Origin of the sequence: Thermoplasma sp. (assembly GCF_008709555.1) — an archaeon.
Classification (GTDB): Archaea; Thermoplasmatota; Thermoplasmata; order Thermoplasmatales; family Thermoplasmataceae; genus Thermoplasma.
The window spans coordinates 1-24622 of record NZ_VYIJ01000010.1 but is presented as its reverse complement, the minus strand read 5'-3'; the positions used below and the strand labels follow the sequence as shown (position 1 = coordinate 24622).

The 24622-nt window shown below is 47.2% G+C and carries 28 protein-coding genes; 18 read left to right on the top strand and 10 right to left on the bottom strand.

From position 1 onward, the window contains the following. Positions 1-33 precede the first annotated feature (33 nt). Positions 34-225: a hypothetical protein gene (locus F6Q11_RS04955; RefSeq protein ID WP_297026789.1), complete on the top strand. Its 192-nt coding sequence runs from the start codon at positions 34-36 to the stop codon at positions 223-225. On the opposite strand, the gene F6Q11_RS04950 is transcribed toward F6Q11_RS04955, so the two are convergent. From F6Q11_RS04950 to F6Q11_RS04935, 4 genes are read right to left on the bottom strand one after another with little or no spacing between them, the layout of a single operon-like run. After that, complete coding sequence (locus tag F6Q11_RS04950; RefSeq protein ID WP_297026788.1) at positions 222-743, bottom strand: ZPR1 zinc finger domain-containing protein; 522 nt, start codon at positions 741-743, stop codon at positions 222-224. The genes F6Q11_RS04955 and F6Q11_RS04950 overlap by 4 nt on opposite strands. After that, positions 744-1790, bottom strand: coding sequence for a type 2 isopentenyl-diphosphate Delta-isomerase (fni, locus tag F6Q11_RS04945; protein WP_297026787.1), 1047 nt, complete (start codon positions 1788-1790; stop codon positions 744-746). Further along, the gene (locus F6Q11_RS04940) at positions 1787-2524 is read right to left on the bottom strand and encodes an isopentenyl phosphate kinase (RefSeq protein WP_297026786.1); all 738 of its coding nucleotides are present in this window, start codon (positions 2522-2524) and stop codon (positions 1787-1789) included. The genes fni and F6Q11_RS04940 overlap by 4 nt, the downstream gene beginning before the upstream one ends. Continuing rightward, entirely contained in the window at positions 2521-3051 is a 531-nt protein-coding gene (locus tag F6Q11_RS04935) for a GNAT family N-acetyltransferase (RefSeq protein WP_297026785.1), read from the bottom strand. The genes F6Q11_RS04940 and F6Q11_RS04935 overlap by 4 nt, the downstream gene beginning before the upstream one ends. 94 nt (positions 3052-3145) lie before the next feature. Between F6Q11_RS04935 and F6Q11_RS04930 the strand changes: the two genes are divergently transcribed. The 4 genes from F6Q11_RS04930 to pth2 all read left to right on the top strand — a co-directional run bounded on the left by F6Q11_RS04930 (position 3146) and on the right by pth2 (position 5592). Further along, positions 3146-3931 (top strand): MBL fold metallo-hydrolase, encoded by a 786-nt coding sequence (locus tag F6Q11_RS04930; protein ID WP_297026784.1) that lies wholly within the window; start codon positions 3146-3148, stop codon positions 3929-3931. A gap of 87 nt (positions 3932-4018) precedes the next feature. Next, on the top strand, positions 4019-4603 hold the full coding sequence (locus tag F6Q11_RS04925; RefSeq protein ID WP_297026783.1) for a CBS domain-containing protein: 585 nt from the start codon (positions 4019-4021) through the stop codon (positions 4601-4603). A gap of 90 nt (positions 4604-4693) precedes the next feature. Next, entirely contained in the window at positions 4694-5245 is a 552-nt protein-coding gene (locus F6Q11_RS04920) for a CDP-2,3-bis-(O-geranylgeranyl)-sn-glycerol synthase (RefSeq protein WP_297026782.1), read from the top strand. Continuing rightward, on the top strand, positions 5239-5592 hold the full coding sequence (gene pth2, locus F6Q11_RS04915; protein ID WP_297026781.1) for a peptidyl-tRNA hydrolase Pth2: 354 nt from the start codon (positions 5239-5241) through the stop codon (positions 5590-5592). The genes F6Q11_RS04920 and pth2 overlap by 7 nt, the downstream gene beginning before the upstream one ends. A gap of 209 nt (positions 5593-5801) precedes the next feature. On the opposite strand, the gene F6Q11_RS04910 is transcribed toward pth2, so the two are convergent. Then, positions 5802-5972 (bottom strand): hypothetical protein, encoded by a 171-nt coding sequence (locus F6Q11_RS04910; RefSeq protein WP_297026780.1) that lies wholly within the window; start codon positions 5970-5972, stop codon positions 5802-5804. 138 nt (positions 5973-6110) lie between these two features. On the opposite strand from F6Q11_RS04910, the gene F6Q11_RS04905 reads away from it, so the two are divergent. The 8 genes from F6Q11_RS04905 to icd all read left to right on the top strand — a co-directional run bounded on the left by F6Q11_RS04905 (position 6111) and on the right by icd (position 15403). Further along, a complete protein-coding gene (locus F6Q11_RS04905) occupies positions 6111-7073 on the top strand; it encodes a phosphate uptake regulator PhoU (protein WP_297026779.1) in 963 nt (320 codons plus the stop codon). Positions 7074-7204: 131 nt separating this feature from the next. Further along, positions 7205-7936, top strand: a complete 732-nt coding sequence (locus F6Q11_RS04900) for a hypothetical protein (protein ID WP_297026778.1) — start codon at positions 7205-7207, stop codon at positions 7934-7936. 96 nt (positions 7937-8032) lie between these two features. After that, positions 8033-10672 (top strand): aconitate hydratase AcnA, encoded by a 2640-nt coding sequence (acnA, locus tag F6Q11_RS04895; protein ID WP_297026776.1) that lies wholly within the window; start codon positions 8033-8035, stop codon positions 10670-10672. Between the two features lie 117 nt (positions 10673-10789). Further along, positions 10790-12010: a threonine ammonia-lyase gene (gene ilvA / locus F6Q11_RS04890; RefSeq protein ID WP_297026774.1), complete on the top strand. Its 1221-nt coding sequence runs from the start codon at positions 10790-10792 to the stop codon at positions 12008-12010. Positions 12011-12020: 10 nt separating this feature from the next. After that, positions 12021-12596 carry a HemK2/MTQ2 family protein methyltransferase gene (locus F6Q11_RS04885; protein ID WP_297026772.1) on the top strand — a complete coding sequence of 192 codons (576 nt, stop codon included), beginning with the start codon at positions 12021-12023 and terminating at the stop codon, positions 12594-12596. Between the two features lie 149 nt (positions 12597-12745). Then, positions 12746-13186: a helix-turn-helix domain-containing protein gene (locus F6Q11_RS04880; protein WP_297026770.1), complete on the top strand. Its 441-nt coding sequence runs from the start codon at positions 12746-12748 to the stop codon at positions 13184-13186. Positions 13187-13394: 208 nt separating this feature from the next. Then, complete coding sequence (locus F6Q11_RS04875; protein ID WP_297026768.1) at positions 13395-14081, top strand: type I 3-dehydroquinate dehydratase; 687 nt, start codon at positions 13395-13397, stop codon at positions 14079-14081. Between the two features lie 104 nt (positions 14082-14185). Further along, positions 14186-15403: an isocitrate dehydrogenase (NADP(+)) gene (icd, locus tag F6Q11_RS04870; protein ID WP_297026766.1), complete on the top strand. Its 1218-nt coding sequence runs from the start codon at positions 14186-14188 to the stop codon at positions 15401-15403. Here icd and F6Q11_RS04865 read toward each other — a convergent pair. Together F6Q11_RS04865 and F6Q11_RS04860 are read right to left on the bottom strand one after the other, a co-directional pair. Further along, entirely contained in the window at positions 15397-16107 is a 711-nt protein-coding gene (locus F6Q11_RS04865) for an RNA 2'-phosphotransferase (protein WP_297026765.1), read from the bottom strand. The genes icd and F6Q11_RS04865 overlap by 7 nt on opposite strands. Continuing rightward, the gene (locus tag F6Q11_RS04860; RefSeq protein ID WP_297026764.1) at positions 16100-16960 is read right to left on the bottom strand and encodes a ribose-phosphate diphosphokinase; all 861 of its coding nucleotides are present in this window, start codon (positions 16958-16960) and stop codon (positions 16100-16102) included. Before F6Q11_RS04860 ends, F6Q11_RS04865 begins: the two co-directional genes overlap by 8 nt. A gap of 174 nt (positions 16961-17134) precedes the next feature. Here F6Q11_RS04860 and F6Q11_RS04855 point away from each other — a divergent pair, with 174 nt between their 5' ends. Then, a complete protein-coding gene (locus tag F6Q11_RS04855; protein WP_297026762.1) occupies positions 17135-17872 on the top strand; it encodes an enoyl-CoA hydratase/isomerase family protein in 738 nt (245 codons plus the stop codon). After that, positions 17872-18867, top strand: a complete 996-nt coding sequence (locus tag F6Q11_RS04850) for an N-acetylglucosamine kinase (RefSeq protein WP_297026760.1) — start codon at positions 17872-17874, stop codon at positions 18865-18867. Before F6Q11_RS04855 ends, F6Q11_RS04850 begins: the two co-directional genes overlap by 1 nt. Here the strand turns inward: F6Q11_RS04850 and F6Q11_RS04845 are convergent. After that, positions 18864-20630, bottom strand: a complete 1767-nt coding sequence (locus tag F6Q11_RS04845; RefSeq protein WP_297026758.1) for a phosphoenolpyruvate carboxykinase (GTP) — start codon at positions 20628-20630, stop codon at positions 18864-18866. The genes F6Q11_RS04850 and F6Q11_RS04845 overlap by 4 nt on opposite strands. A gap of 200 nt (positions 20631-20830) precedes the next feature. Next, positions 20831-21595, bottom strand: coding sequence for an alanyl-tRNA editing protein AlaXM (gene alaXM, locus F6Q11_RS04840; RefSeq protein ID WP_297026756.1), 765 nt, complete (start codon positions 21593-21595; stop codon positions 20831-20833). Between the two features lie 57 nt (positions 21596-21652). On the opposite strand from alaXM, the gene F6Q11_RS04835 reads away from it, so the two are divergent. Beyond that, positions 21653-22315, top strand: a complete 663-nt coding sequence (locus tag F6Q11_RS04835) for a thioredoxin family protein (protein WP_297026754.1) — start codon at positions 21653-21655, stop codon at positions 22313-22315. A gap of 89 nt (positions 22316-22404) precedes the next feature. Here F6Q11_RS04835 and F6Q11_RS04830 read toward each other — a convergent pair whose 3' ends face one another. After that, positions 22405-22746: a helix-turn-helix domain-containing protein gene (locus F6Q11_RS04830; RefSeq protein WP_297026752.1), complete on the bottom strand. Its 342-nt coding sequence runs from the start codon at positions 22744-22746 to the stop codon at positions 22405-22407. A 105-nt stretch (positions 22747-22851) separates the two neighbouring features. Between F6Q11_RS04830 and F6Q11_RS04825 the strand changes: the two genes are divergently transcribed. Together F6Q11_RS04825 and F6Q11_RS04820 are read left to right on the top strand one after the other, a co-directional pair. After that, on the top strand, positions 22852-23394 hold the full coding sequence (locus F6Q11_RS04825; RefSeq protein WP_297026749.1) for a YceI family protein: 543 nt from the start codon (positions 22852-22854) through the stop codon (positions 23392-23394). A gap of 2 nt (positions 23395-23396) precedes the next feature. Then, positions 23397-24305: a pirin family protein gene (locus F6Q11_RS04820; protein ID WP_297026745.1), complete on the top strand. Its 909-nt coding sequence runs from the start codon at positions 23397-23399 to the stop codon at positions 24303-24305. The last annotated feature ends 317 nt before the right edge of the window (positions 24306-24622 follow it).

Below are 24622 nucleotides of genomic sequence, written 5' to 3'. Positions count from 1 at the left end.
AAAATTTAAATATTTTCGAATTCTGGGAGGCTTATGGATCCTGTACTGGAATTGTTCAATGAGAACCCGGATGTGTACCTCACAGAGGAGCAGATCCTTTCTGTAACTGGCCTGAAGGATCTTGATAAGAAGCTTCAGGAACTCGTGAAGAGCGGCAAACTGGTTAAGATTGAGACGAATAAAAAAAGTGGGAAGAAGATTTATTACGGCCTGAAGCAGAACTAATCCATGGATTCAACCATGGCCTTATCACTATGAACAACACTTTTCCCAGATTCATCCATTATTATTAGCGTGAAAGATTCAAATTTTCCGTTTATTATTCCATCTATGCGTTTCCTCAGTGCCGTTATCTTCTCATTATTTTGATCGTCAACTGCAAGTAGATCGAGTTTTTCCCCTATCCTGTATATTATCCCCTCTATGGTCGTGATCTCTCCGTTGGAATATTCGGCGGAATCTATTGACGCTTCCATTTCTGGTATGTAAACGTCTGCCCTTCTAGATCTGTAAACTATTATGCGGAGGTCGTCAGGGCTCTCGACCTTCACTGTGATCTTTTTCGGATCACGCTTCTCATCGGAGTAGACCTCAGTTTTCCTGTACCTGCACTCCTTGCAGAAATAGGTGTATATGGAAATACGCCCCTCGTAAGGTATCTGGGTATCATAGGTGATAAGGTAAAGGTTAGAACCGCATACCGGGCATTCCATCTCAGTTTCGATCTCTCTGGGAACATCCATCTATTTTGCCTCCAGCCATGATCTCAGTGGATCTGCAACGATCTTTTTAGTAAATTTAAGCTCATAAACATTTTTGTTTCCCGTCAAAAACAGCGCGACACGGAATTCACGCTGTATTAGTTCTATGTTTTTCATCAGCTGTTCCGGGGCGGTGTCTGCATCCTTCAGAAGGCTTCTGGCGAAGCCACCGGCTGTCGCGCCCATGGCTATCGCCTTTGCCAGATCAAGGCCATTTCTCAGGCCACCGCTGCCGATCACCGGTGCCAGATCGCTGCAGTAATAAACAGAGGCGGGGGAAGGAATGCCCCAGTTCCAGAAGGTCTCGCCTACCCTCATCTTCTCAAGATTGTTCTCCTTCTTCGCCCTGTAGTACTCAACAGCAGCGAAGGTCGTTCCACTGACACCTGAAACCTCTATGGCCTTTACGCCAGCATCTATCAGCCTTTCGGCAGTTCTCCGGCTGAAGCCGCTTCCAGTTTCTTTCGCTATTATGTTGAATGATCCGGCCAGATCCCTTATCCTGTCTATAACACCCTTCGAATTGCGATCACCCTCTGGCTGCACCATCTCCTGCAGGAAGTTGAAGTGAACTGCGAGGAAATCGGCCTTTATCAGATCGTATATATAGGCTATGTCCTTTGTGGATACGGCCTCCTTGTCCTGCCTTACCAGCTGCGGCGCCCCTATGTTTGCTATCTTCAGGGGTACGTTGCTCTCATTTATGACTGCATAGGTATCCTCTATGCTCCTGTCCAGTATGGCAGCCCTCATGCTGCCCACACCCATGCCTATCCCGAACTTCTCGGCTGCGATGGCGAGGTTTCTGTTTATGTTCTTGGCTATCTCGGCACCGCCCGTCATGGACGAGATTATCATTGGGAACTTAAGTTTCTTCCCAAGGAAATCAACAGAGGTGTCTATCTCATCGTAATTGACCTCTGGGTCGGCCTCATGCATCAGTGTTATGTCGTCCCAGAAGTTGTGGAATGCCGATACATCATCATTCTCCGCGATCCTTATATGCTCCTCCTTCCTCTTTCCTATCATCTTATCACCGTTCCTATGAATGATCCACTTCCGATATCTCTGATCCTCTCCGGATGGTTGCCATTGATCAGGTAAACTCCTCTCTTCACGTTTTTCTTCATCCTCATCATGGATTCGAATTTCTTCCCTATGCCGCCGGTCACATCGTTCTGCACCTGATCGAACTCAGGGCTTGTGCTGATCTCCCTGAGCAGAACGGCGTCTCTGTTCCTCTTTGGGTCCCTGTCGTAGATGCCATCCACGTCCGTCAGGAAAATGGCCATATCCGGTCTAAGCAGTTCAGCCATATCTGCCATTATGTCGTCTCCAGAATATATACCATATGAATGCTCATCCTTTATATATACGTCACCATAGGAAACCGGAACAAAGCCAGCATCGATGTACCTCAATATGGGCGTATAATCGAATCGACCCTCGTACCGCAGAGAACTAACCGGTACGGAAACAGGCCGCATGCCCAGCTCTATCATGGAATTTATTACCATAAGATCAAGCTCCTCCATGTCCCTGTGCACGATGCTGTAACCCATGCTCGACATCTCGGTTTTCGGTCCTGGCAGGCCGTACTCCCTGGCCTTTATGTGGCCAAAGGATCCACCACCGTGCACAATGCAGACGATATCATTCAGGCCGGAGAGAACACCAACGATTTTCCTGATCGCATCGGGCTTAGCCGTTCTGTATGTCGACTTATCCGTGATAACGCTTCCGCCCATCTTCAGTATAATCATATGTTCAGCCTTGCGAATTTTATGAAATCGTAGTATCTTCCACCTATCCTGATCGCATCACTCTCTCGCCCTTCGATCCTGAATCCATTGCGCATCAGTACGATCATTGAGGGAAAGTTGAACTCAACCACGGAGGTGTAAAGCCGATGTATCTTCATATCCCTTGAATATTTAACAATAAGATGAAGGGCCTCGGTCGCTATACCTTTACCCCTGAACTTTTTTCCGACCCAGTACCCGACATGCGCGTTGCTGTCGGTGCGGTTGATCTCGCTGAGACCGATGACCCCCGCAGGCCTGCCCTCAAACTTTATCAGGAAATCAACGCGGAAGACCTCGCTTCCATAGGACCTCTGCGATTCTATGAAGTATATGGCATCCTCACGCGTGTACGGATATGGAAAGGAATGGCTGCCTATGCTTCTTACAAGTTCTCTGTCGTTGGCAAGATCAGCTATGTCATCTGCATAGCTTATGTCGATTGGCTCCTCGATCTCCAGGTTCATTCTGGCGGATCTGATCTTCATCGTGACACGAAAACACGCGTATTTAAAAAGTTGGTGTATGCATCAGCGATAGGATCTCCGGCAAACCTTTAATGCAATACTACGATATTACAGCATGTCTGGCTTGACATTGGAGATACTGAATGACGGCTACTTTTACCTAGACGCAGGTGCCATATTCGGCGTGATACCAAAGGCAATATGGTCCAGAACCGTTAAGGATGTGGACAACACCATAAGGCTGGCAACCAACGTAGTATACGCACACGGTGACGACATCTCTTTCCTCATAGACAGTGGTATCGGTAGGAGCTTCAGCGAGAAATTCCAGAAAATATACAGGATAGAGAAGAGCAGCGATGTGCTTGAATACATAGAGAAACACGGAGATCCGGATTCGATAACAATGATAATAAATTCGCACCTGCATTTCGATCATGTTGGTCACAACAATGATTTCAGGAACGCATACACATACGCTCAGTCCACCGAATTCAGGGATCTCAGGTACAGGAATGCGGTGACAAGGGCCAACTACACCATCAACTACTCAGATATAAAGCGGAAGATAGCGTTAAACGGATCGAGAAGGATCGGGAAATACATCACAGTCATAAAAACTGGAGGGCATACGTTTGGACACCAGGTCATATTAGTGAATACCGGGAACACCAAGGTCATGTATCTTGGCGATCTTGTCCCATCAACATTCCATCTCAAACTACCCTACAGGACCGCCATTGATCTTGATCCCGTTAGGACCGTTCAGATGAAGAAGATCCTCATAAGAAAGGCGATAAGGGAAGGTTACGTCTGTGTGTTCAACCATGATCCTGAGACACCGGCGGCTGTACTCCACGGTGATTACGAGAATCCAACGTTCGAGAAGGTAGATCTATGATCCGGATCGGCATTTCAATATGATTATATTCAATGATCTTTTTATTACCTCGGGTAATATTATTATATCGAATCGCGATATATCATTATGGAAATGATGCCCAACATCGAGGAGCTCAGAAAGATGCGGAAGAATCTGGGAATAAGCCAGAAGGATCTGGCGAAGGTCACTGGCGTCAGTCAGTCCTACATAGCAAGGCTGGAGAAGGGCACTATAAATCCCACATATTCCAAGATAAAGGCCATATATGAATACCTGACAAAGTCAAGCGAGAGGGCAAGTACCATGGTCCTTACATGCGACAGAATAATGACGAAGAACGTGGTTGTCTGCAGATCGGATGATTCCATACTGAACGCTCTCAACATAATGAGAGACAAGGGTTTTTCGCAGTTGCCCGTTGTGAATGAGGAGAACAAGGTCATAGGCACAATAACGGAGAACAACATCAACGACATGCTGCTAAAGGGCATGAGCGTGGACTCGCTGAGAGGGCTGACCGTCAGGAGGGTCATGAGCGATGTGCTGCCTCAGGTTGACAGGAACACGCCTGTAAACATAATATACCAGCTGCTGAAATACTCGAATGCTGTCCTCGTAATAGAAGCCGGTAACCTTGTGGGCATAATAACGAAGGCAGATATTCTGAAGACTGTCGCCGGCATGGCCTGAAGGAACGCTGAAAGTCCGTACTAGGTTGCCAGGCATATCCGGCAGTCTGCATGTAGGAAATTTATTAAATATCCGTAGATTAGCCAGGCATTGAACGAGATAGTGGCCGTCATACAGTCTATCATAATGTTCATACCGGCACTCATAGCGAACTCGGGTGCCGTCATAACAGGAGGGCACTTCGTAATAGACAGGGGGAAGAAGTTTTTTGATGGGCGCAGGATACTCGGGAATGGAAAGACGCTGAGCGGATACCTGGGAGGCATAGGGATAGGCACGATCACCGGTTTCATCATCTATCTCATATCAGGCGCATTCGGTTACGCCCTCGGTACTTATGGAAACGTCTATGGCGCACTGATGATACCTCTAGTGATGGCTACAGGTTCTCTGACCGGAGACATAGCAGGTTCCTTCATAAAGAGGCGCATAGGCATAGACCGTGGTGGCAAGGGCGGCCTCCTGGATCAGTGGCCTTTTGCCCTAATGGCATTTCTTTTCCTTTACATATTCGAGAGGTCATACTTCATGCTGCATTATGTCTACCTCCCAATGATAGTGATACTGGTGATAGTGCCCCCTATACACAGGGCCGTAAATATAATTGGATACAGGATGCATAAGAAGGATGTGCCATGGTAAAGAAGATGGTCATAGCAGTCAGGAAGGATCTGGATATGGGCAAGGGAAAGATAGCGGCCCAGGTCGCTCATGCGGCGGTCAGCTGTGCCTTAAGATCGATGAGAACGGACAGAGACACCTTTGACGAATGGTACGATGAGGGACAGCGCAAGATCGTTGTGAAGGTTAACGGCCTAGACGAAATAATGGAGATCAAGAGGATGGCCGATTCCATGGGCATAATAAACGAATTAGTACAGGATAGGGGATACACGCAGGTCGAACCGGGAACGATAACGTGCATCGGCCTCGGCCCGGACGATGAAGAAAAGCTGGACAGGATAACTGGAAAATACAAACTCCTATAAATTCAATGATGCCAAGGCGCTGTAACCATGCCATGCACAGGGCTTTAACAGTTAATGGAAATATTTTGCATAATTTTACACAATAACCCAGAGTGAACTTCCTAAAATATTATGTAAATGACGCAAAACTGGAGCGCCCGCTCTAAGCGAATCCTAGTGTCTCAACTGTGCGTTATATACTACAGAGATGGGCTGGAAGTGGTGGCTGCTCATTCCCTTCTATTAAGGAGCGCCAGAAGCTGTGCCTTTCTCTGTGTTAGTACTTCATACTCATGCTTATCAAAGCCCTGCTGTGGTCTGTTCTGGTGTATCTGCTGAAGCCTCTCGTTTATGTATGCAAGTTCAGCCTGTGCCTTCATGATCGTTTGCATGTCCGCCATTGTATCACAGGATGTCATCGGAAAAATCGATATATAATTTTCCCGTCTCCTCGCGAAGGTGCGGTGTAAAGCCGAGGATCATTATAAGGTATATATTGCTATAGAAAAAGTTTTTATTGATATATATGATAAATAGACATGGAACACGTGACCAGAAAGGTCCAGGTAACAGGCGGATCAACCTATATAATATCACTGCCACCAGAGTGGGTGAAGAGAAATAACATAGGCAAGGGAAGCGAAGTCTATGTTATGGATCAGGGTGGTGATCTCATCGTGGCGCCTCCAGACAGCACTGAACCTGAAATAACGAAGAAGATCACTCTTCCAGGGTCATATACGGGAAAGCCGCTGCAGAGGCTTCTGACATCGACATACATATCCGGCTTTGATACGCTGGTGGTAGTGTCCAAGGACAAGATGACCATGGAGATGAGGGACGATATAAAGCGCTTCGCCAAGGTTGTCATGGGCATAGAGGTTATAGAAGAAACCTCAAAGAGCATAGTGCTACAGAACGTGCTGAACGCAAGCACTTTCCCGCTTCAGAAGGCTATCAGGAGGATGTCGCTCAACGTGTCAACGATGATAGAGGATACCATCAAGGCCATACAGGACGAGGATGATGACCTCATAGAGAATATAATTCTGAGGGACGATGAGGTCGACAGGTACCAGTGGTATATATACCGTGAGGTAAAGATCAGGTGCAGGGATGACCGGTCAAACGTTTACATACTTGTCCTGTCCAGGATACTTGAGAGGATAGCGGACCATGCGGTCAACATATGCCAGGTCATAAGGAACAGAAAGGACATAAAGGGGAAGGATAAAATGGTGGAGAACCTCATCTATTCAAAGGATGTCTACAACAGAGCCATGGAGGCATTCTACGCCAAGAAATTTGAGGAGATAGATGGCATAATAAACAGGAAGGGAGAGATAATTTCAAGAAAATATGAACTGTTGAGCATACTGAACTATGATACCGTTATAAGCTCCATAGCAGAGGAGATCTCGAGAATAGGCCTTTATGGCACGGATATAGCAGAGCTGGCCATGGACCTCATAATGTCTGATAAAGAGGAATTCACCATCTGATCCCTCTGCATAACGCCAGGTACAAGGCATTTACGATCGTATAAGCGCCTGGATCGCGGATAATAGCAATCATGCATCATGGAAGATCCTGCGCTCAACTTTAAATAGCTCTTTTGCGGTAATCCCCCGTCATGCCTTTAAACGCAACAGTGAGGAAATACAGCGCTGTTTTCATACTGATAATCGTAGCTCTGCTTGCCTATGCCCTTGGGTACCTGGTATCATACGTCGAGAGCCTTTTCCTTCTCGTGTTCATAGTGCCGATAATCATACTCGTGCTGATGCACTATCTGGGCCTTTACGGTCTCAAGAAGAGGCTCCTGTATGGCGTGGTTATAGTTTTTCTGGCAGCGCTCCTGATAGCATCCGCGGAATCTCAGGTGTATTATTCAACGGATCATCCCGTCTCAGCTTCGTACACCACCCCGGTCGGTTCTATAACCGCAACCGCAAACGTGAAGCCTTTCTCTGGAAGTTTTCCCACCTACAATTTCTCACTGGATATAAGCGATTACAAGGACCTGAAGAGGTTCAATTTCAGCCTGCGAATAGCCTCTCCTGGCTATGAATACAACGTGAGCAGTGGGATGCTTCGGAATTACACTTCAGGCGATCAGATGGTCGTATACTATGACGCACCTTCTGGGTCTTTGCCACTCGGCATATACAATTACACATTCACGTTCTACAATTACACGCTCGCAGCGCCTGGCCCCATTAATACGCCACTGAGCACGTGGATGGCGGACAGCGTGCTTTCAGTGACGATACTCTACTTCATCTACTACGAGATAATACTGCTCGCCGGAATTTTCCTGATGAGATCCATAGAGCATTCCAGATCCTACAGGACCAAGAAGTAGTGAGATATCAACGCAGATCATCTCCTGCATAGTGCGGGCTGTAAATATAACTACAGGAAAACGAAAAGGTATAATCTGATCTAGCTATATCTCACTATGGTAGAGATAAAAACTGATTCTTTTGAGGTGAACGGGAGGAAGTTTTACTATTATCCACTGAAAAAGATCTTCGGGGAAAGGATCAACAGCCTGCCAAGATCCCTGAGGATAATACTGGAATCCATGGTGAGGAACCTGGATGGAAGATCGATTTCCGATGAGGACGTGAATGCGATTCTGAACTGGAACCCAGAGAACGTTGCCGATACAGAGATAAGGTTCAAGGTTTCACGCGTCGTCATGCAGGATTTCACAGGGGTACCTGCGGTGGTGGACCTTGCCTCCATGAGAGATACCGTGAAGAACCTTGGGAAGGATCCAGAGCTCATAAACCCGCAGGTCAGGGTGGATCTGGTTATAGACCACTCCGTTCAGGTTGATTACTACGGAGAAACATTCGCACTGGAGAAGAACGAGGAGCTGGAGTTCGAGAGGAACATGGAGAGATACAGGTTCCTCAAGTGGGCACAGAAGGCGTTCAAAAACTTCAAGGTGATACCGCCGGGTACCGGCATTATACACCAGGTCAACCTGGAGTACCTTGCGGAGGTCGTGTTTGAGGGAAAGGAGGACGGAAAGGATTATGCATATTTCGATTCTCTCGTGGGCACAGACTCGCATACCACCATGATAAATGGTATAGGAGTGCTTGGGTGGGGCGTAGGCGGAATAGAGGCCGAGGCTGCACTGCTTGGCCAGCCGATAACCATATCGCTTCCGGAGGTCATCGGTGTCCGCATAAAGGGAAAGATGCAGCCGGGAGTGACGGCTACCGATGTTGTTCTCACCGTCACAGAAATGCTGAGAAAGGTTAACGTTGTCGACAAGTTCGTGGAATTCTTCGGGCCATCGGTGAAATACCTCTCTGTTCCTGAGAGAGCCACGATCTCCAACATGTGCCCTGAGTACGGCGCAACGTGTGCGCTCTTCCCCATAGATGAACAGACTCTTCAGTATCTGGAGACCACTGGAAGATCCAAGGATCACATCGATCTAATAAGGAAGTACCTGGAGGCGCAGGGTCTATTCGGAGAGGGATCTGATCTGCGGTATACGAGGGTCATAGAACTTGATCTCTCCACGGTCAAGCCGAGCGTCGCTGGGCCGAAACTGCCGCAGCAGAGGCTGGATCTGGATCAGGTGCCCGGAAGCTTCCTGTCCACTCTGGAACAGAATGGGAACGAACGCCTTGTAACGATCCGCAAGGTTCCACTGAAGATGAAGGGCAGAGATGTTGAACTCTCGGACGGGGATATCGTCATAGCCGCGATAACCAGCTGCACAAACACCAGCAACCCCTACGTCATGATAGCGGCCGGCCTTGTAGCGAAGAAGGCTGTGGAAGCCGGTCTGACCGTCAATCCAAAGGTCAAGACAAGCCTGGCACCAGGATCACGCGTCGTCACTGATTACCTCACAGAATCAGGTCTCCTTTCCTACCTTGAAAAGCTCGGTTTCTACATAGTTGGATACGGGTGCACGACCTGCATTGGAAACAGTGGACCGCTTGATCAGGACCTTGACAATGCCATAGTAAACAATAACCTCAACGTCGTATCCGTGCTTTCTGGAAACCGGAACTTCGAGGCCAGGATACACAAGGATGTGAAGGCAAACTACCTGATGTCTCCGCCGCTCGTTGTTGCATACGCACTGGCCGGAAATATAACTGTTAACCTGAATAAAGATCCGATAGCGACCGTCAACGGGAGGAAGGTCTATCTCAAGGACATATGGCCAACCAACGAGGAGATAAACGAAGCCGTAAACAAATATGTGAAGAAGGATATGTTTGAGAGGAGATACGGAAACATCACGAACGAAAGATGGGAGAAGATAGATGCGCCATCATCACCAACATATGCATGGGATCCGAAGAGCACATACATAAGGAACCCGCCATTCTTCGAGAACTTCAGGCTTGATCAAGAGTTCACCGACTTCCGTATAAAGGGAGCGTATCCTCTGCTCGTCCTTGGCGACTCAATAACGACGGATCACATATCACCTGCCGGATCCATAGCAAAGGACAGCCCGGCCGCCAAGTACCTCATGGAGAATGGAGTCAGGCCGGAGGATTTCAACTCATACGGTTCAAGGCGCGGAAACCATGAGGTCATGATGAGGGGCACGTTCGCAAACGTCAGGATAAAGAACCTGATGGTCAAGAGGGAAGGAGGATACACCATATTCGTGCCGGAAAACAGGGAAATGTCAGTTTACGACGCCGCGATGAAGTATAAGGAAAAGGGCATACCCGTTGTAGTGATAGCAGGAAAGGAATACGGGACAGGAAGTTCCAGAGACTGGGCGGCCAAGGGAACATATCTCCTGGGCGTTAAGGCCGTCATAGCGAAGAGTTACGAGAGGATCCACCGCAGCAACCTTGTTGGGATGGGCGTAATCCCCATAGAGTACGATGCGTTCAATCCGCAGGACATAGATTATACCAAAACAATCGATGTTGACATAGAAAGCATAGAACCAGGATCGGAGGCAAAGATGACGTATACGGACAAGAACGGGGAGAGGCACACCATAAAGGTCAGACTCAGGGTGGACACACCAGCTGAGTCGGACTACATAAGGAGCGGCGGAATCCTGCAATACTCGCTCAAGAAGATTCTTGCGTCATGAATCTTCCATTACTAATTTTTTGAAGCGATGGGACCTGGCTGTACCATTGATACCCCGATATATGGAGTCAATTCGCATTCTGCAACTCATTTATAATCAGGGCAGCGATTACACCACATGGACAGCGAAGTGATACCTTCTTACGAGGATATCCTTTCAGCAAAGGCCTATCTTGAAGGCCGCATAAACAGGACGCCGTTGATAAAGTCCACCACGTTCGGAAACGAGTATGGCGCGGAGATGTATTTCAAGCTGGAGAATTTTCAGAAAACAGGTTCATTCAAGTCCAGGGGTGCACTCTTCAAATTTTCGAAGATCGGCGATCAGGACAGGAAGAGGGGAGTGATAACTGCCAGCGCCGGAAACCATGCCCAGGGTGTGGCATACGCGGCCAAGGTTAACGGCATAAATGCAAAGATCGTGATGCCGGAATACACGATACCGCAGAAGGTCAATGCAGTTGCCGGTTACGGTGCAGAGGTTGTACTTCATGGGTTCGATTACGATGAAGCTCACAGGTACGCCGATGAGATCGCGATGAAGGAGAACAGGCTGTTCATAGAGGCATTCAACGACAGGTGGGTCATATCTGGGCAGGGAACAATAGGCCTAGAGATCATGGAGGACCGGCCTGATATAGATACGATTCTTGTGCCCGTGGGAGGTGGTGGCCTGATATCAGGCATAGCACTGGCGGCTAAGCACATGAACCCGGATGTTCGCATAATAGGCATAGAATCAGAACTTTCTGACTCCATGAAGGCCTCGCTAAGGGAGGGAAAGATCATCGCCCACACGAGCGGCGTGAGCATATGCGATGGCATCTCAGTGAAGTATCCGGGCGATCTGACATTTGAGATAGCCAGAAAATATGTTGATGACATAGTGACGGTGACCGAGGAGAGTGTATCAAAGGCCATATACAGGCTATTCGAGAGGATGAAGATCGTGGCTGAGCCATCAGGCGCCGTTGGCCTGGCAGCAATAATGGAGGGTAAGGTGGACGTCAGAGGCAGGAAGGTTGCCATAGTGGTGTCCGGCGGAAACATAAACCCATTGCTGATGTCAAAGATAATATATAAGGAACTGGAGAACCTGGGCCAGCTGGTGCGTATAGAATGTATAATACCGGATAGGCCTGGCAACCTGCACAGGATAGCGGAGGCCATTGCGAAGAATGGCGGCAATATATACCATGCAGAGGTAGACAACCTAAGGAAGGAAACGCCTCCAGGGTTCCAGAGCGTAATATTCAGCGTGAATGTCAGAGGCCAGGATCACCTTGACAGGATCCTTGCCACGCTCAGGGAGATGGGCTACATATTCAGGGTGACATAAAAAGGATAGCATGGAGTACTGCGGCCTGCATATAGAGGAATGCGACGGCGTCTATCCGCCGTCGGATGATTCTTTTCTTCTTGCCGAGAATGCAACATGCTCCGGCAGATCAATAGAGATAGGCTGCGGCACAGGTATAGTCTCGATCTGCCTCCTGAAAAGGGGCTGCGAGATCGAGGCCGTTGATATCAGCGATCTGGCGGTGGAATGCGCCAGGGCAAATGCATTGAGAAATGGCCTGCATCTCAACGTCCATCATTCCGATCTCTTCTCAGATGTCCATGGGAAATTCGACACCATACTGTTCAACGCCCCGTATCTGCCTGTTTCGGGCGAAGACATTTCTTGGAGCGGAGGGGAGAAGCTTGAGGTCGTTTCCAGATTTCTGCATCAGGCCAAGCTTCATCTGAATCCATCTGGGTGTGTCTATCTCGTCCTGACGGATCTCACAGATAACGAAGCCATGTTCATGGATAATGGGTACGAGTACACAGTCGTCAAGAAGATCGTATTCGACTTTGAGGCAATAATACTATATCGGCTTACGCTGTCCAATGCAGGATCACCGCCTCATCACCAGTCATGATCATTGGCAATCACGGCAAAATATGCAAAATGGGTCATATTCCATGGATCTTTTTGCATAAAATCATGTTCGGGACGAAAAACTGATCCGCTGGCCGCACAGTCCTCTTTGGGAAAAATGTTATTTACTCCGCAGATAATATTCATGGGATGTTCAAAATCTCAATAACGTCAGTTCCATCAAGGGTGGACGAATCAGATCTTGACAGGAGCATAGCCTATTTTCTTTCAGACATAGGTTACATACCGAGGATAAGCCCATCTACCGACATGAACTCAATAAAGGCATCGGTCTACTTCAGGCTGTTCAAGGAGTGTTTTCTGATACACAGCGAGAGATACTGGACCCCTGAGGAGCTCATGGCATACCTGAACACAAGCAGATCGACACTTTACAGACATCTGAACAAGCTGAAATACCTCGACATACTGGAGGAGATCAAGGATGGAAAGGTGAAAAAATACAGGCTCAGGTCAGGCGATCTCCTCAAGGCCTGGTCATGGGTTGAGATCAACATAAAGATGGCCATAGAGAACTACAGGAACAACGTGGAGCACATAAACAGCCTGATAAGAAACGGTAAAGCCTAGTCCGCCTTGATCATCCAGCCTATGAAAAATATCAAGCATTAAATACAGGATGATGGAGAAAATATCAAAAGATATCCACTTTCTGCAAATTGCGAGAAAGCTGACGGATCGACCATTCATGGTGAGGAAAATCATCGTCGATAAGCGTGATCACTCATCAGGTAATGAATCCACGGCATGTTTTTAACCTGTTCTATCATCATGTACTGTGCCGCTGTACAGTGGGGACAGGATCAGCATAGGAAAGTTCGTGATAGGCAGCCCAATGCCAATAGTCGTGACATCGGTCTTCTATGAGGATGTTGAGACGTTCATTGAGAAACTCCAGAACAGGACGCTATCTGACAGAAATCTGTACGAAATCCGGTTTGACATGTTCACGGAGAGGGAGGTTTCAGATGAGGAGGAGTTAATCTCCGCCTTGAGGGAAATGGACATAGACTACATATTCACATTCCGTGGAAAGGATGCAAAGGAATACTATGAGACGGCCATAAGGAAGATGGCGCCCGCAGTAGATATTGATATGGATCTGATCGGAAAAATAAACGTGAAACCATCGGTGACAAGGATCATTGGATCCTATCACACATCCGATCCTGCAGCCATGATGAACGCGCTTGAAACCATGATGGCTTCGGATGTGGATATGGTCAAGGTAGCGTGTTCCTATTCAGACGATCAGGAGTTTCTGGCCGATCTGAACAGGATAATCGATGTGAGAAAGGGCAGGAAGAAACCCATGGCATTCATTCCCATGGGAAGGACGTTCTGGAGGGCGCTGGCCGGATACTACGTTTCTGATATAGTCTACGCCATGAATGAGAGGCCAACGGCCTATGGCCAGCCACCTGCTGACTATTACTATCAGGCATTTAAATCCCTCTTCTATTGATTTTTCGTTAAATTTTTTCCCCTTTCATTAAGCAAAAAGATGCTTTTCGACTGATTTCGCAGCCATATGATAAGTATAAATTAGAATGGTGCTATTCAAGTCATATGGCATATATTCAGATAAAGGAGGACGGAACCCTTCAGATTCCAGATAGAGTGACCATTGGATATATAGAGGGAGACGGGATTGGCCCGGACATATCCAAGACAACCATAAACGTTCTGAACGCTGCACTAGAGATAGCCTACGGTGGAAAGCGATCAATAGAATGGAAGAAGATCCTTGCGGGTGATGAAGCCTACGATAAGACTGGGGACAGGCTTCCGCAGTCATCGCTTGACGAACTGAAGAAGTGCGTTGTATCGCTGAAGGGGCCGCTCACAACACCCATAGGTGAGGGCTTCAGGAGCCTGAACGTCACGCTGAGGCAGTACCTTGATCTTTACGCTAACATCAGGCCTGTTAGATACTTCCCAGGCGTACCATCTCCCGTTGTGCATCCTGAGTACATGAATATGGTCGTGTTCAGGGAAAACACCGAGGATCTATATGCAGGCATAGAATGGAGATACGATTCGGATGGTGCAAAAAAGGTCAGGGAGTTCCTGGCATCGACCTTCAACATAAACCTGACAAGCGATACTGGTATTGGAATAAAGCCGATAAGCAAGTTCAAATCGACAAGGCTTGTAAGGAAGGCGATACAGTACGCAATAGCCAACAAGAGAAAGAGCGTCACGCTTGTGCATAAGGGAAACATAATGAAGTACACGGAGGGCGCGTTCAAGGAGTGGGGCTATGAGGTTGCGAAAACAGAGTTCGGAAATTATACGGTCACCGAGACAGAGTACCTTCAGGATCCGGAGAAATACTCCACCAAGATAGTCATAAAGGATAGAATAACGGACAACATGTTCCAGCAGGTTCTGACGAGGACGCAGGAGTACGATGTGATCGCAACTCCGAACCTGAACGGTGACTACCTGTCAGATGCCCTTGCGGCGCAGGTCGGAGGCATTGGCCTTGCTCCAGGCGCGAACATAGGCGATCATTACGCCATATTCGAGGCGGTTCACGGGACAGCTCCGAAGTACGCTGGCATGGACGTGGCAAACCCGACATCGTTAATACTTTCAGGGGAGATGATGCTGCAGCACCTTGGCTGGAATGAGGCCGCAGACATCCTTGATGAAGCCATAATGCAGACCTACAAGGATCAGAAACTCACTCAGGACATCGCCAGGCTGCTCAACGTAAAGGCACTGAAATGTTCGGAGTTCGGGGAGGAGATAATCAACAGGATGAAAAAGCCTGTTCACTGATCCTTCCTGCTGTTTTTGTTTCTCACCCTCTCTATATCCATTTTTTCCTCTTCCGTCAGCGTCACATCTTCATGATCGGCATCGCTGATGTATTCCGGCGGTATCTCCTTCGTCAGGTAGATATCATCGCTGGATCTGTATATCTCGTGTCCGTCCTCGATCATGGATCGGGCGTTGATGCGGAGGATGAACGGGTCGTCTATGTGGTACAGGCCGGATACGTATGATCTCCTGTACGTACCTGAAAGGTGGATCCAGCTCTTGTCCGAAGGGTATATGCCAGCCTCCTTGACGAGCGGGGCTTCAGCTGCAGACGACTGGTAATACAGTGTTTCTGGTATGTTGTCGTCCGGCAGATCGCTCAGATCAACGGGTATTGTGTGACCGTACATTGCCCTTATGAGAACGCCAGAGACCTGATACCTGCCCTTTGGATCGGTTTCAGCAAGCGCAACTATGTGGTCGAACGTGATCCACCTCATGCCCTTGGCCTTTCTCAATACGCTCACTATGCCAGCTATCCTGGCGTAACCATGGCTGTCCAGCCTTATGTGGTACCTCTCCGGGTCATGCCGCAGTATCGCAGCAAGCGTCCTGCTGACCTCGTCCACCTCCCTCTCGTTCATCAGTATCTTTCCAGGTTTCCCGCAGACGGGGCATTCCTTTCCGCGATATGGGCCGTGGCATGTTCTGAGTTCAGGCATGTGTACCGGTTATGTAATCACAAACTACCTGATAAACAGATATGTCCGAGTATTTACCCGCCACCGTATCGGTCACATGGATCTCATCCGCGTTCTCCAGGATCTTGGACTCGCTGCTGTTGACGAAGAGGCCATGGATGGCAGATACATATATTCTTGATGCCCCCTTCTGCCTCAGTATTGCAGAGGATTTCGCTATCGTTCCACCGGTGGAAATTATATCATCGAGGATCAGCACGTTCTTGCCCTTAAGGTCTATGTCAGGCGCCTTCATCTCAACGGTCCTGTCATCGATTCTCTTCTTTTCTATATAGAAATACTTCTTGCCGAGTGCCTCTGCAACATGCTTAACCCTATCCAGGCCACCATCATCAGGGGAAACGACGTAATCGATATCCACATGACGGTAAAAATCTACGATGGATCTGTCCGCATGCAGATCAGTAAACTTTACCTTGGAGTAGCTCAGGGTCTGTTCATCATGTATGTCAACGGTCGCTATGCTCCTGCTGTATGAAGCGAATATCTCGGTAAGTATCTGCGATGATATGGGCTCTCCCCGCCTGTACCTCTGATGCTGCCTTGCATATCCATAATAAGGCGCTATGATGTTGACGCTCTTTACAGCGTAATCCCTCACGGCAGAGAGCGTGAGTATCATCTCTATTATCTCGGCATCTGTGTGCGTATTGCCTATTATGAAGACATCCTCCCCGCTGAGATCCGAATCGCAGCGCACGTATAGCTCTCCATCGGGAAACCGTCTCTCCTCAGGCATGACAAGTTCGCTGTGAAGCTGTTTTGCAACCTTCGCAGCAAGATCTGAAGATGATCGAAGGCCTATTATTTTCATAACGCACAGGTATGCCGAACCCCATTAAAAATTTGAGGGAACATCAAACATCTTTCATACGTGGGCAATCGGATCCGGGGTATCTCAATCGATCTGTGCGTTTTGGGATCGGTATGAGCGTGGGATGAAAAAGAAGATAAAAATAGCACGATTGCGTGTATTTTCCAGATGCACATGCCAGTTGTAAGGAACACAATCGGATCTGCGATATATGTATATCTTGATAGGCCTGAGAAGAAGAACGCCATAGATATGGAGACCATATCCGATCTTGAGAAGGTCATTGATGACTCGGAACTGGACGAGGAAATACGCGTCGTTGTGATATCTGGTAGAGGAAGGGATTTCTCTGCAGGCGCCGATATAGATATGCTGGCATCATTCAACAGCACATCTGCATATCAATTCAGGATTGCTATGAACAGAGTCTCGAAGAAGATACGTGATATGTCGAAACCAGTTGTTGCCATACTTAAGGGGTACTCGCTTGGAGGTGGGCTGGAGCTGGCGGAATCTGCCGATATAAGGATAGCGGTGAAGGGTGCGGTGATCGGGCAGCCAGAGATATCCATAGGAATAAATGCAGGTGCGGGCGGAAACGTGATACTGCCAAGGATCGTCGGAGCAGGGAGAGCGATGTATATGGCCATGACTGGACTGAAGATGAGCGCAGAGGAGGCCAAGGCTGCAGGGCTGGTGGATGAGGTTGTGGATGACGAAGAACAGGCCATGAGGATCGTGGAAGACATATCCAGAAAACCCCCCGTAACATTGCAGTACATAAAGCGGCTCGTGAACGCATCACTGGATCTTCCCCTGGACCGTGCGATGGAGGAAGAGGCATTATATTTTTCCATGCTATTCACACGGAAAGAGGTTACGGACATCCTATCCAGATGGAGGAGGGAATGATGATTCTGGGCGTAGACGGAGGATCTACTAAGACGCTTGCCATAGTTTTTGATGAGATCAGCGAGAGCATCATCGGGGTTGGCGTATCAGGGCCATCTAATTTCACAAATGCTCCGAGGGAGACGTCAACTGCCAACATCTCTGATGCCGTGAAAAAGGCATGTTCGGAGGCAGGAGTGGATGTGAGGAGCATAGATACCAAGGTATTCGGACTTGCCGGTATAGGAGACAGCAAGGAGGCAACAGAACTGGGAAAGGATATAGTCAGATCAATCGTAGGTGATGCACAGGTCGTATCAGACGGCCTCGGAGCGTACAAGTTTGCCAACCTGAACGAAGACGGCGTTATATTCGCCCCAGGAACAGGAAGCGTCGGCTTCATAAAGAATGGTGGCGATCCGCAGAGATTTGGGGGATGGGGCTGGTTTATCGGCGACGAGGCTTCAGCCAGCTGGATGGCCAAGCAGGCCATACTTCTAGCAGAGAGGGAATATGATGGCATAGCAGATACTGGTTTCAAAGAGATGGTGACTCGGTACTTCGGCATGGATCTGTACGAAGCGGTTTATGCAATATCCAAGGAGAGGATAGCGAAGAGGGTAGTGGCTGCGCTGGCACCGCATGTATCGGCCATTGCCAGGGCGGGAAACGTATACGCAATGTCAATCTTCGAGGAAAGCTCGTCGTACATCGCGGAACTGCTTAAGGCAAAGTCGAGAATTCTTGGCGGTTCTGGCCGATATTCTGTCCTCGGGGGAACCATGCTGTCTGGAGACTTCTACAGGCAGATGATCAGGAGGAAGAGCAGCGTCGACGTGAGCATATACTACGGATACCAGGTGGCCATCGGCGATGTCCTGATAGGGCTGGAGAGGAAGAACAGTATTGATAGGTACCTGAGAGATAGGATGATCGGCCAGCTCAATTCAAGCCTCAAGAATAAGCAGGAGGATATCAAGAAGTTCCTGTTCCTCGACAGTGTGCCTGAATCCTAAGATATCCTTCTCCTCTCCATCTCAAATTCAGCCTCGAGATCCTCCGGTATGTCTCCTATCTGTCTGAAGTATTCACTGATGTTCTTCATCTCCTCTCTCCAGCCTTCTCTGTCTATACTGAACAGCTCATCCATATCCTGCTTTGTGAGGTTCAGGCCCTCCGTGTTTATATGTTCTGGAATGTATCCTATGGGGGTTTCTACGGCATTATCGTTGTGATCCAGGCGATATATTATCCACTCAATCACCCTGAAGTTCTCCGAAAAGCCGGGCCATATGAACGATCCGTCGGATCTCCTCCTGAACCAATTCACGTAGAATATCTTTGGCCTTCTGTTCAACTTCCGTCCGATCTCGATCCAGTGCCTGAAGTAATCCGATATGTTGTAGCCGCAGAACGGCCTCATCGCCATGGGATCCCTCCTGAGTTCACCGATTTTTCCCTCAGACGCAGCGGTCCTCTCCACCCCCATAGTGGCTCCCATGAACACACCGTGGTTCCAGTTGAAGGCCTCGTATACAAGCGGAACGAGGGAAGCCCGGCGGCCGCCGAACAGAATGGCAGAAACTGGAACACCATCCGGATCGTTTATCTTTTCTGACAGGAATGGATAATTTGTCAGGGGAGAGGTAAATCTGGAGTTCGGATGCGCTATTGGATCTCCATTTGGCTTTCTGAGGATTCCTTTCCAGTCGTACATTTCATCATCGACAGGATCGAGCCCTTCCCACCATGGTTCGCCGGTCTTTGTTAGCCCCGTGTTTGTGAATATGGTGTTTTTAGTCAACGTCAGCATTGCATTCCTGTTTGTCTTGTGGTTAGTCCCTGGTACAACTGCAAAGAATCCGTTCTCAGGATTGGTCGCATGCAGTTTGCCATCCTCTATCTTCATCCAGGATATGTCATCGCTGAGAAGCCTTGTCTTCCAGCCAGCATCTGCATAATGCTTTGGCGGATTGATCATAGAAAGGTTTGTCTTTCCGCTTGCACTGGGAAATGCACCGGTTATATAGATCTTTCTGCCCCGCGGATCCTCCACCTCAAGCAGCAGCATGTGCTCTGCCAGCCAACCCTCAGTTCTGGCCTTTACTGACGCTATCCTCAGCGCATGGCATTTTTTGCTTAACAGTGCATTTCCGCCATAGTTTGTGTTGACGCTGAGTATGTCCGCATCAACACCCTCGGGCTTGTCCCAGGGAAGATGTATTATGTACTTGTTTTTCGGATCGAGGGTTCCGGTTGCATGAACTCCCTTGACAAATCGATCAGGAATTCTCTGCATGATCTGCTTCCCCATTCTGGTGATGTAGTGCAGATTGAGGACTACATATTTGCTGTCCGTGATCTCTATGCCATAGTCTGTGAACCTTGAATCTAGTGGGCCAAGCGCATATGGTATTACGTACATTGTCTTTCCATGATAGGCGTTCCTGAAAAACCTGTTCCACACATCGCCTACCTGTTCCAGCGACATATAATTGTTGAGATTTCCGACCATCTTGCTATCTGGGGCGGCAATGAATGTACGTTCCTCGCTTCTGGCTACGTCTGTCCTATCACTTCTGTAAATGAATGAATTAGGATAGTGATCCTTGTTCAGCTCAATGAATTCTCCAGATCTAACCATTTCGTCCGCTATCTGTGTAAATTCTTCTCTTGATCCATCACAGACCACAACATTTTCAGGATCCGTGAACTTTTTGATAGATTCTATCCATTTCAATGCATTTTTGTTAAGTTCTGTTTCATTCAGCGCGAGCATAATAATTCTACGAAAAAATGGTATATATAAATATCTAAGGCGGTATTTATGGAGGTGCGTGTAAGATAACCCTTGATTTTTCTAGGTAGGCTAAAGATTTATTGTACGAACTGCTTAAATTATTTAATATAAATAATCAAAATATATGAATATAAAAACTATAATTTAAAGAAACAAACGCAAATTTTATATGAAGTTCATTATACGGTTGAAAGTTCAAATTCTATGCGTTTGTTTTTCCTTCCCTTATTCTCTATCTTTCTCAGGATTATGCGGCCAACTTCCTTCGTATTTGCAACATGCGTTCCGCCGTCTGACTGCTCGTCAAGGTCTTCAATGACTATTATCCTCACAACGGGCAATGATTCTATCAGTCTTCTTCCAGGCTCTGTCCTTGCCAAATTTGGCCTCTTCAACGCTTCCTCCCTGCTTATGTTCTCAGCATACACGCGATGGCCCTCAGCTATGAATTCGTTGGCCTCCTCTATGATCTGATCGACGAATTCCTTTGTGAAATTCTCTATGTTCATATCTATACGGGATCGATCTTCATATATCTGTCCCCCAGTGAGCAGGGCCTCTGAATTGTGCCTGGCTGAAACAATACCGTCCAAAATGTGTATGGCTGTATGATATCTCATATGGGCATACCTCCTCTCCCAGTCTATCTTTCCGATCACACGGTCGCCGGCCTTAAGCTCCTCTGCGTTTTCAATGACATGGACAACATCGTCTTCCCGCTTCTGCACGTCAATCACCCTGTAAGCCCTGTCTCCATTTGTCAGAAAGCCGGTATCGTTTGGCTGTCCACCACCGGTGGGATAGAAGGCAGTCCGATCAAGAACAACACTGTTCGAGTCAACGGAAACTATTTCAGCCTCGAACTCCTTGAGGTACATATCGTCGTAATACAGTTTTTCGGTCACGGTACACAGCATGTTATCATGCCTTAAACGCTTTGCCATGCATGGCTACACAGATCTGTGTAGCAAAGTTTAAGTATAATAAAAAAATGACTGCTCATGGCGAATCTCATAAGAAAAGAGGACAGGGAATACCTTAAGGGCGAGTTCGACAAGTATCTGAAGAATGATGTTGATCTTGTGGTTTTCACTTCAAATGATGAGAACTGCAGGTACTGCAAGGAGACCGTACAGCTTGCGACTGAAGTTTCGGAGATAAATCCGAAGATCCATCTCAAGGTCTACAACTTCGATGAGGACAAGGAGATGGCCAAGAAGTACGGAGTTGAGAAGTATCCCGCCACCATCGTTTCAAAGGCAGGAGTCGAGGACGGTAGGATCGTGTATTATGGCCTTCCGTCCGGTTATGAGTTCGGATCGCTCATCGAGGACCTAAAGAATGTGTCAATAGGTGAAGCTGATGTCTCATCGAAGGCTGCAGAGCTCATATCTAAGATAGACAAGCCGATAACAATAAAGGTCTATGTTACACCTACATGCCCGTACTGCCCGAGAGCAGTCGGTACAGCGCACAAGTTCGCCCTGCTTAACCCGAACATAAAGGGCGAAATGATAGAGGCGCTGGAGTTCGAGAACGAGGCTGAAGAGGTCGGCGTTTCCAGTGTCCCGCACATAGTGATAAACAACGATGTGACCTTCATAGGCGCATACCCAGACGACCAGTTCGCCGAATACGTGATGGAAGCCTACGACCACCAATAAAACTATCATTTTTTACATTTTCATTTTGCTCTTAATAAATAATTCGGGTCTCGATTTTTTTGGTCGGAAAAGAATGATATCTGTTTTCATTACCGGTTATCCGTCAGAGAATATGGATTTGACGACATCAACCATTTCGATCCCCAGGCCTTCAGATCGTTCAGAACAATCTTAAGATCCATCCCCTTTTGGGTGAGTGAATAGACCACGCGAAAAGGCTGCGTAGAAACAATATTTCTGACTATTATGCCCTTTTCCTGCAGCCTTTTAAGAGTGTTAGAAAGCGTCTTAGGGCTCATAGTCCCTGCCATCCTGAGCATCTCATTGAAGCCAAGGCTCCCATCGGACAGGAATCTTATAACAAGCAGGTCATTCTCATTTCCAACTTCTCTGATCGCCTCAACGATAGGGCATGTTTCTCCTTTATCCAATTCCTTCACCTTTATTAAGATGGGTATAGTTAATATACATGGAGTTATTTAAAATATTTAAATGTTTATTGTATATCGACTTTAGGAATTATAGCAGGTGAAAAAATGGAAGTTTTGAAGACATGGATGGCGGACACCACGCATTCCAACGTGGAGTTCGTTGTAAGGCACATGATGATATCAAAGGTAAGAGGAAGCTTCAAGAAGTATGAGATAGTATTCAACGGTGATCCTGAGGATCTTGAGAACGGGAAGGCCACGGCGAAGATAGAGGTTGCAAGCATATTCACGGGCGAAAATGGCAGGGATGACGATCTCAGGTCTTCGAACTTCTTTGAGGTATCGAAATACCCTTACATAACGTTTGAATCTACAAAGATAGAGAAGGTATCTGATGAGCGGTACAAGGTTCATGGAAATCTCACAATAAAGAATGTAACCAAGGAAGTCGTCTTTGACGGAGAGCTCGGAGGAAAGCTCAGGGATCCGTATGGAAACCAGAGATTCGGTTTTTCAGCAGAGACATCGATAAACCGCAGGGAGTTCGGACTCACCTGGAACATGGTGCTAGACAACGGCGGCGTAATGGTTGGCGATACAGTTAAGGTGGAACTTTCTTTAGAAATGGTGGAAGTGAAGCAGAGTTGAAGATGAAGATACCTGAATACGTCTTCGAGGGATCGGTGGCATACGACGGTGCTGGTGTGAAACTGAGGAGAATGTTCGGTTCTCAGCGAACAGCATACATAACCGATCCATTTCTCCTCATGGACATGTTCGGTTCGGATCGCAGGGAGGATTACGATAATGGCTTTCCCTGGCACCCTCACAGAGGCATAGAGACGATAACGTATCAGATCAAGGGCAAAACGTTCCACGAAGACAGTGAGGGCCATAGTGGTGTAATATTCCCAGGCGAGATACAGTGGATGACTGCTGGAAGCGGAATATTCCATCAGGAGATGCCAAAGCCGATATACTATGGGGAGGAGAGCAGGTATCAGCAGAGGGATGATTCAAACGCTGGCATACAGCTCTGGCTTAACATGCCGGCAACTTCAAAGATGTCCGATCCGGCATACAGATCGATAAAGGCAGATCAGATACCTCAGATCTCAGACGACTATGGAAACAAAATAAGAATCATTGCCGGCTCTGTTAACAGGGTCTCAGGCGCTCTAAACGAGAATTTCCAGTATGACCTCATGAACAGGATCGACCCATATTATATTGAAATACTAATGGATGCTGATACGAAGACAAGCTTCTCGATACCCGAGGGCTATCGGACGATGATAGCAGTGTTAGAAGGGGCAATAAAAATTAATGGCTCTCCATTCAATGAGAAAAACGTTGTCGTGTTATCCAAAGAAGGAATGGACGTTTTGATAGAATCAAACACAGGCTCCAGACTGATACTTATTGCAGGTAAGCCGCTGAATGAACCCATAGCTTGGTATGGTCCAATCGTTATGAATACGCATGATGAGCTCGTACAGGCATTCGAGGATCTCCAAGAAGGAAAATTCGTGAAAACCAAGAACCCTGTCTGGCAATGAGAGGATGTGTATTTTCGTCGGTATATTACAATCAAAAAATATTATTAAAATATCATAAATTACTTGGTAATTTGAGCATCGAAAATCTAAATTAGATTTACTTATGAAACATTTTTTTGGATCTATTTATCCTTCAGTTAAATTTTATTCTAATTAGATTATTCAAAAATAAGCTTTATATTATATAATAATATTATATATGAATTTTAAAATATTAAATATAATATCATTTATATCAATTGATTATTTATTTAATATAATAAATAATATTTTCTTATTCGATATATGATTTATTAAATTTTTACATTGAACTTAGG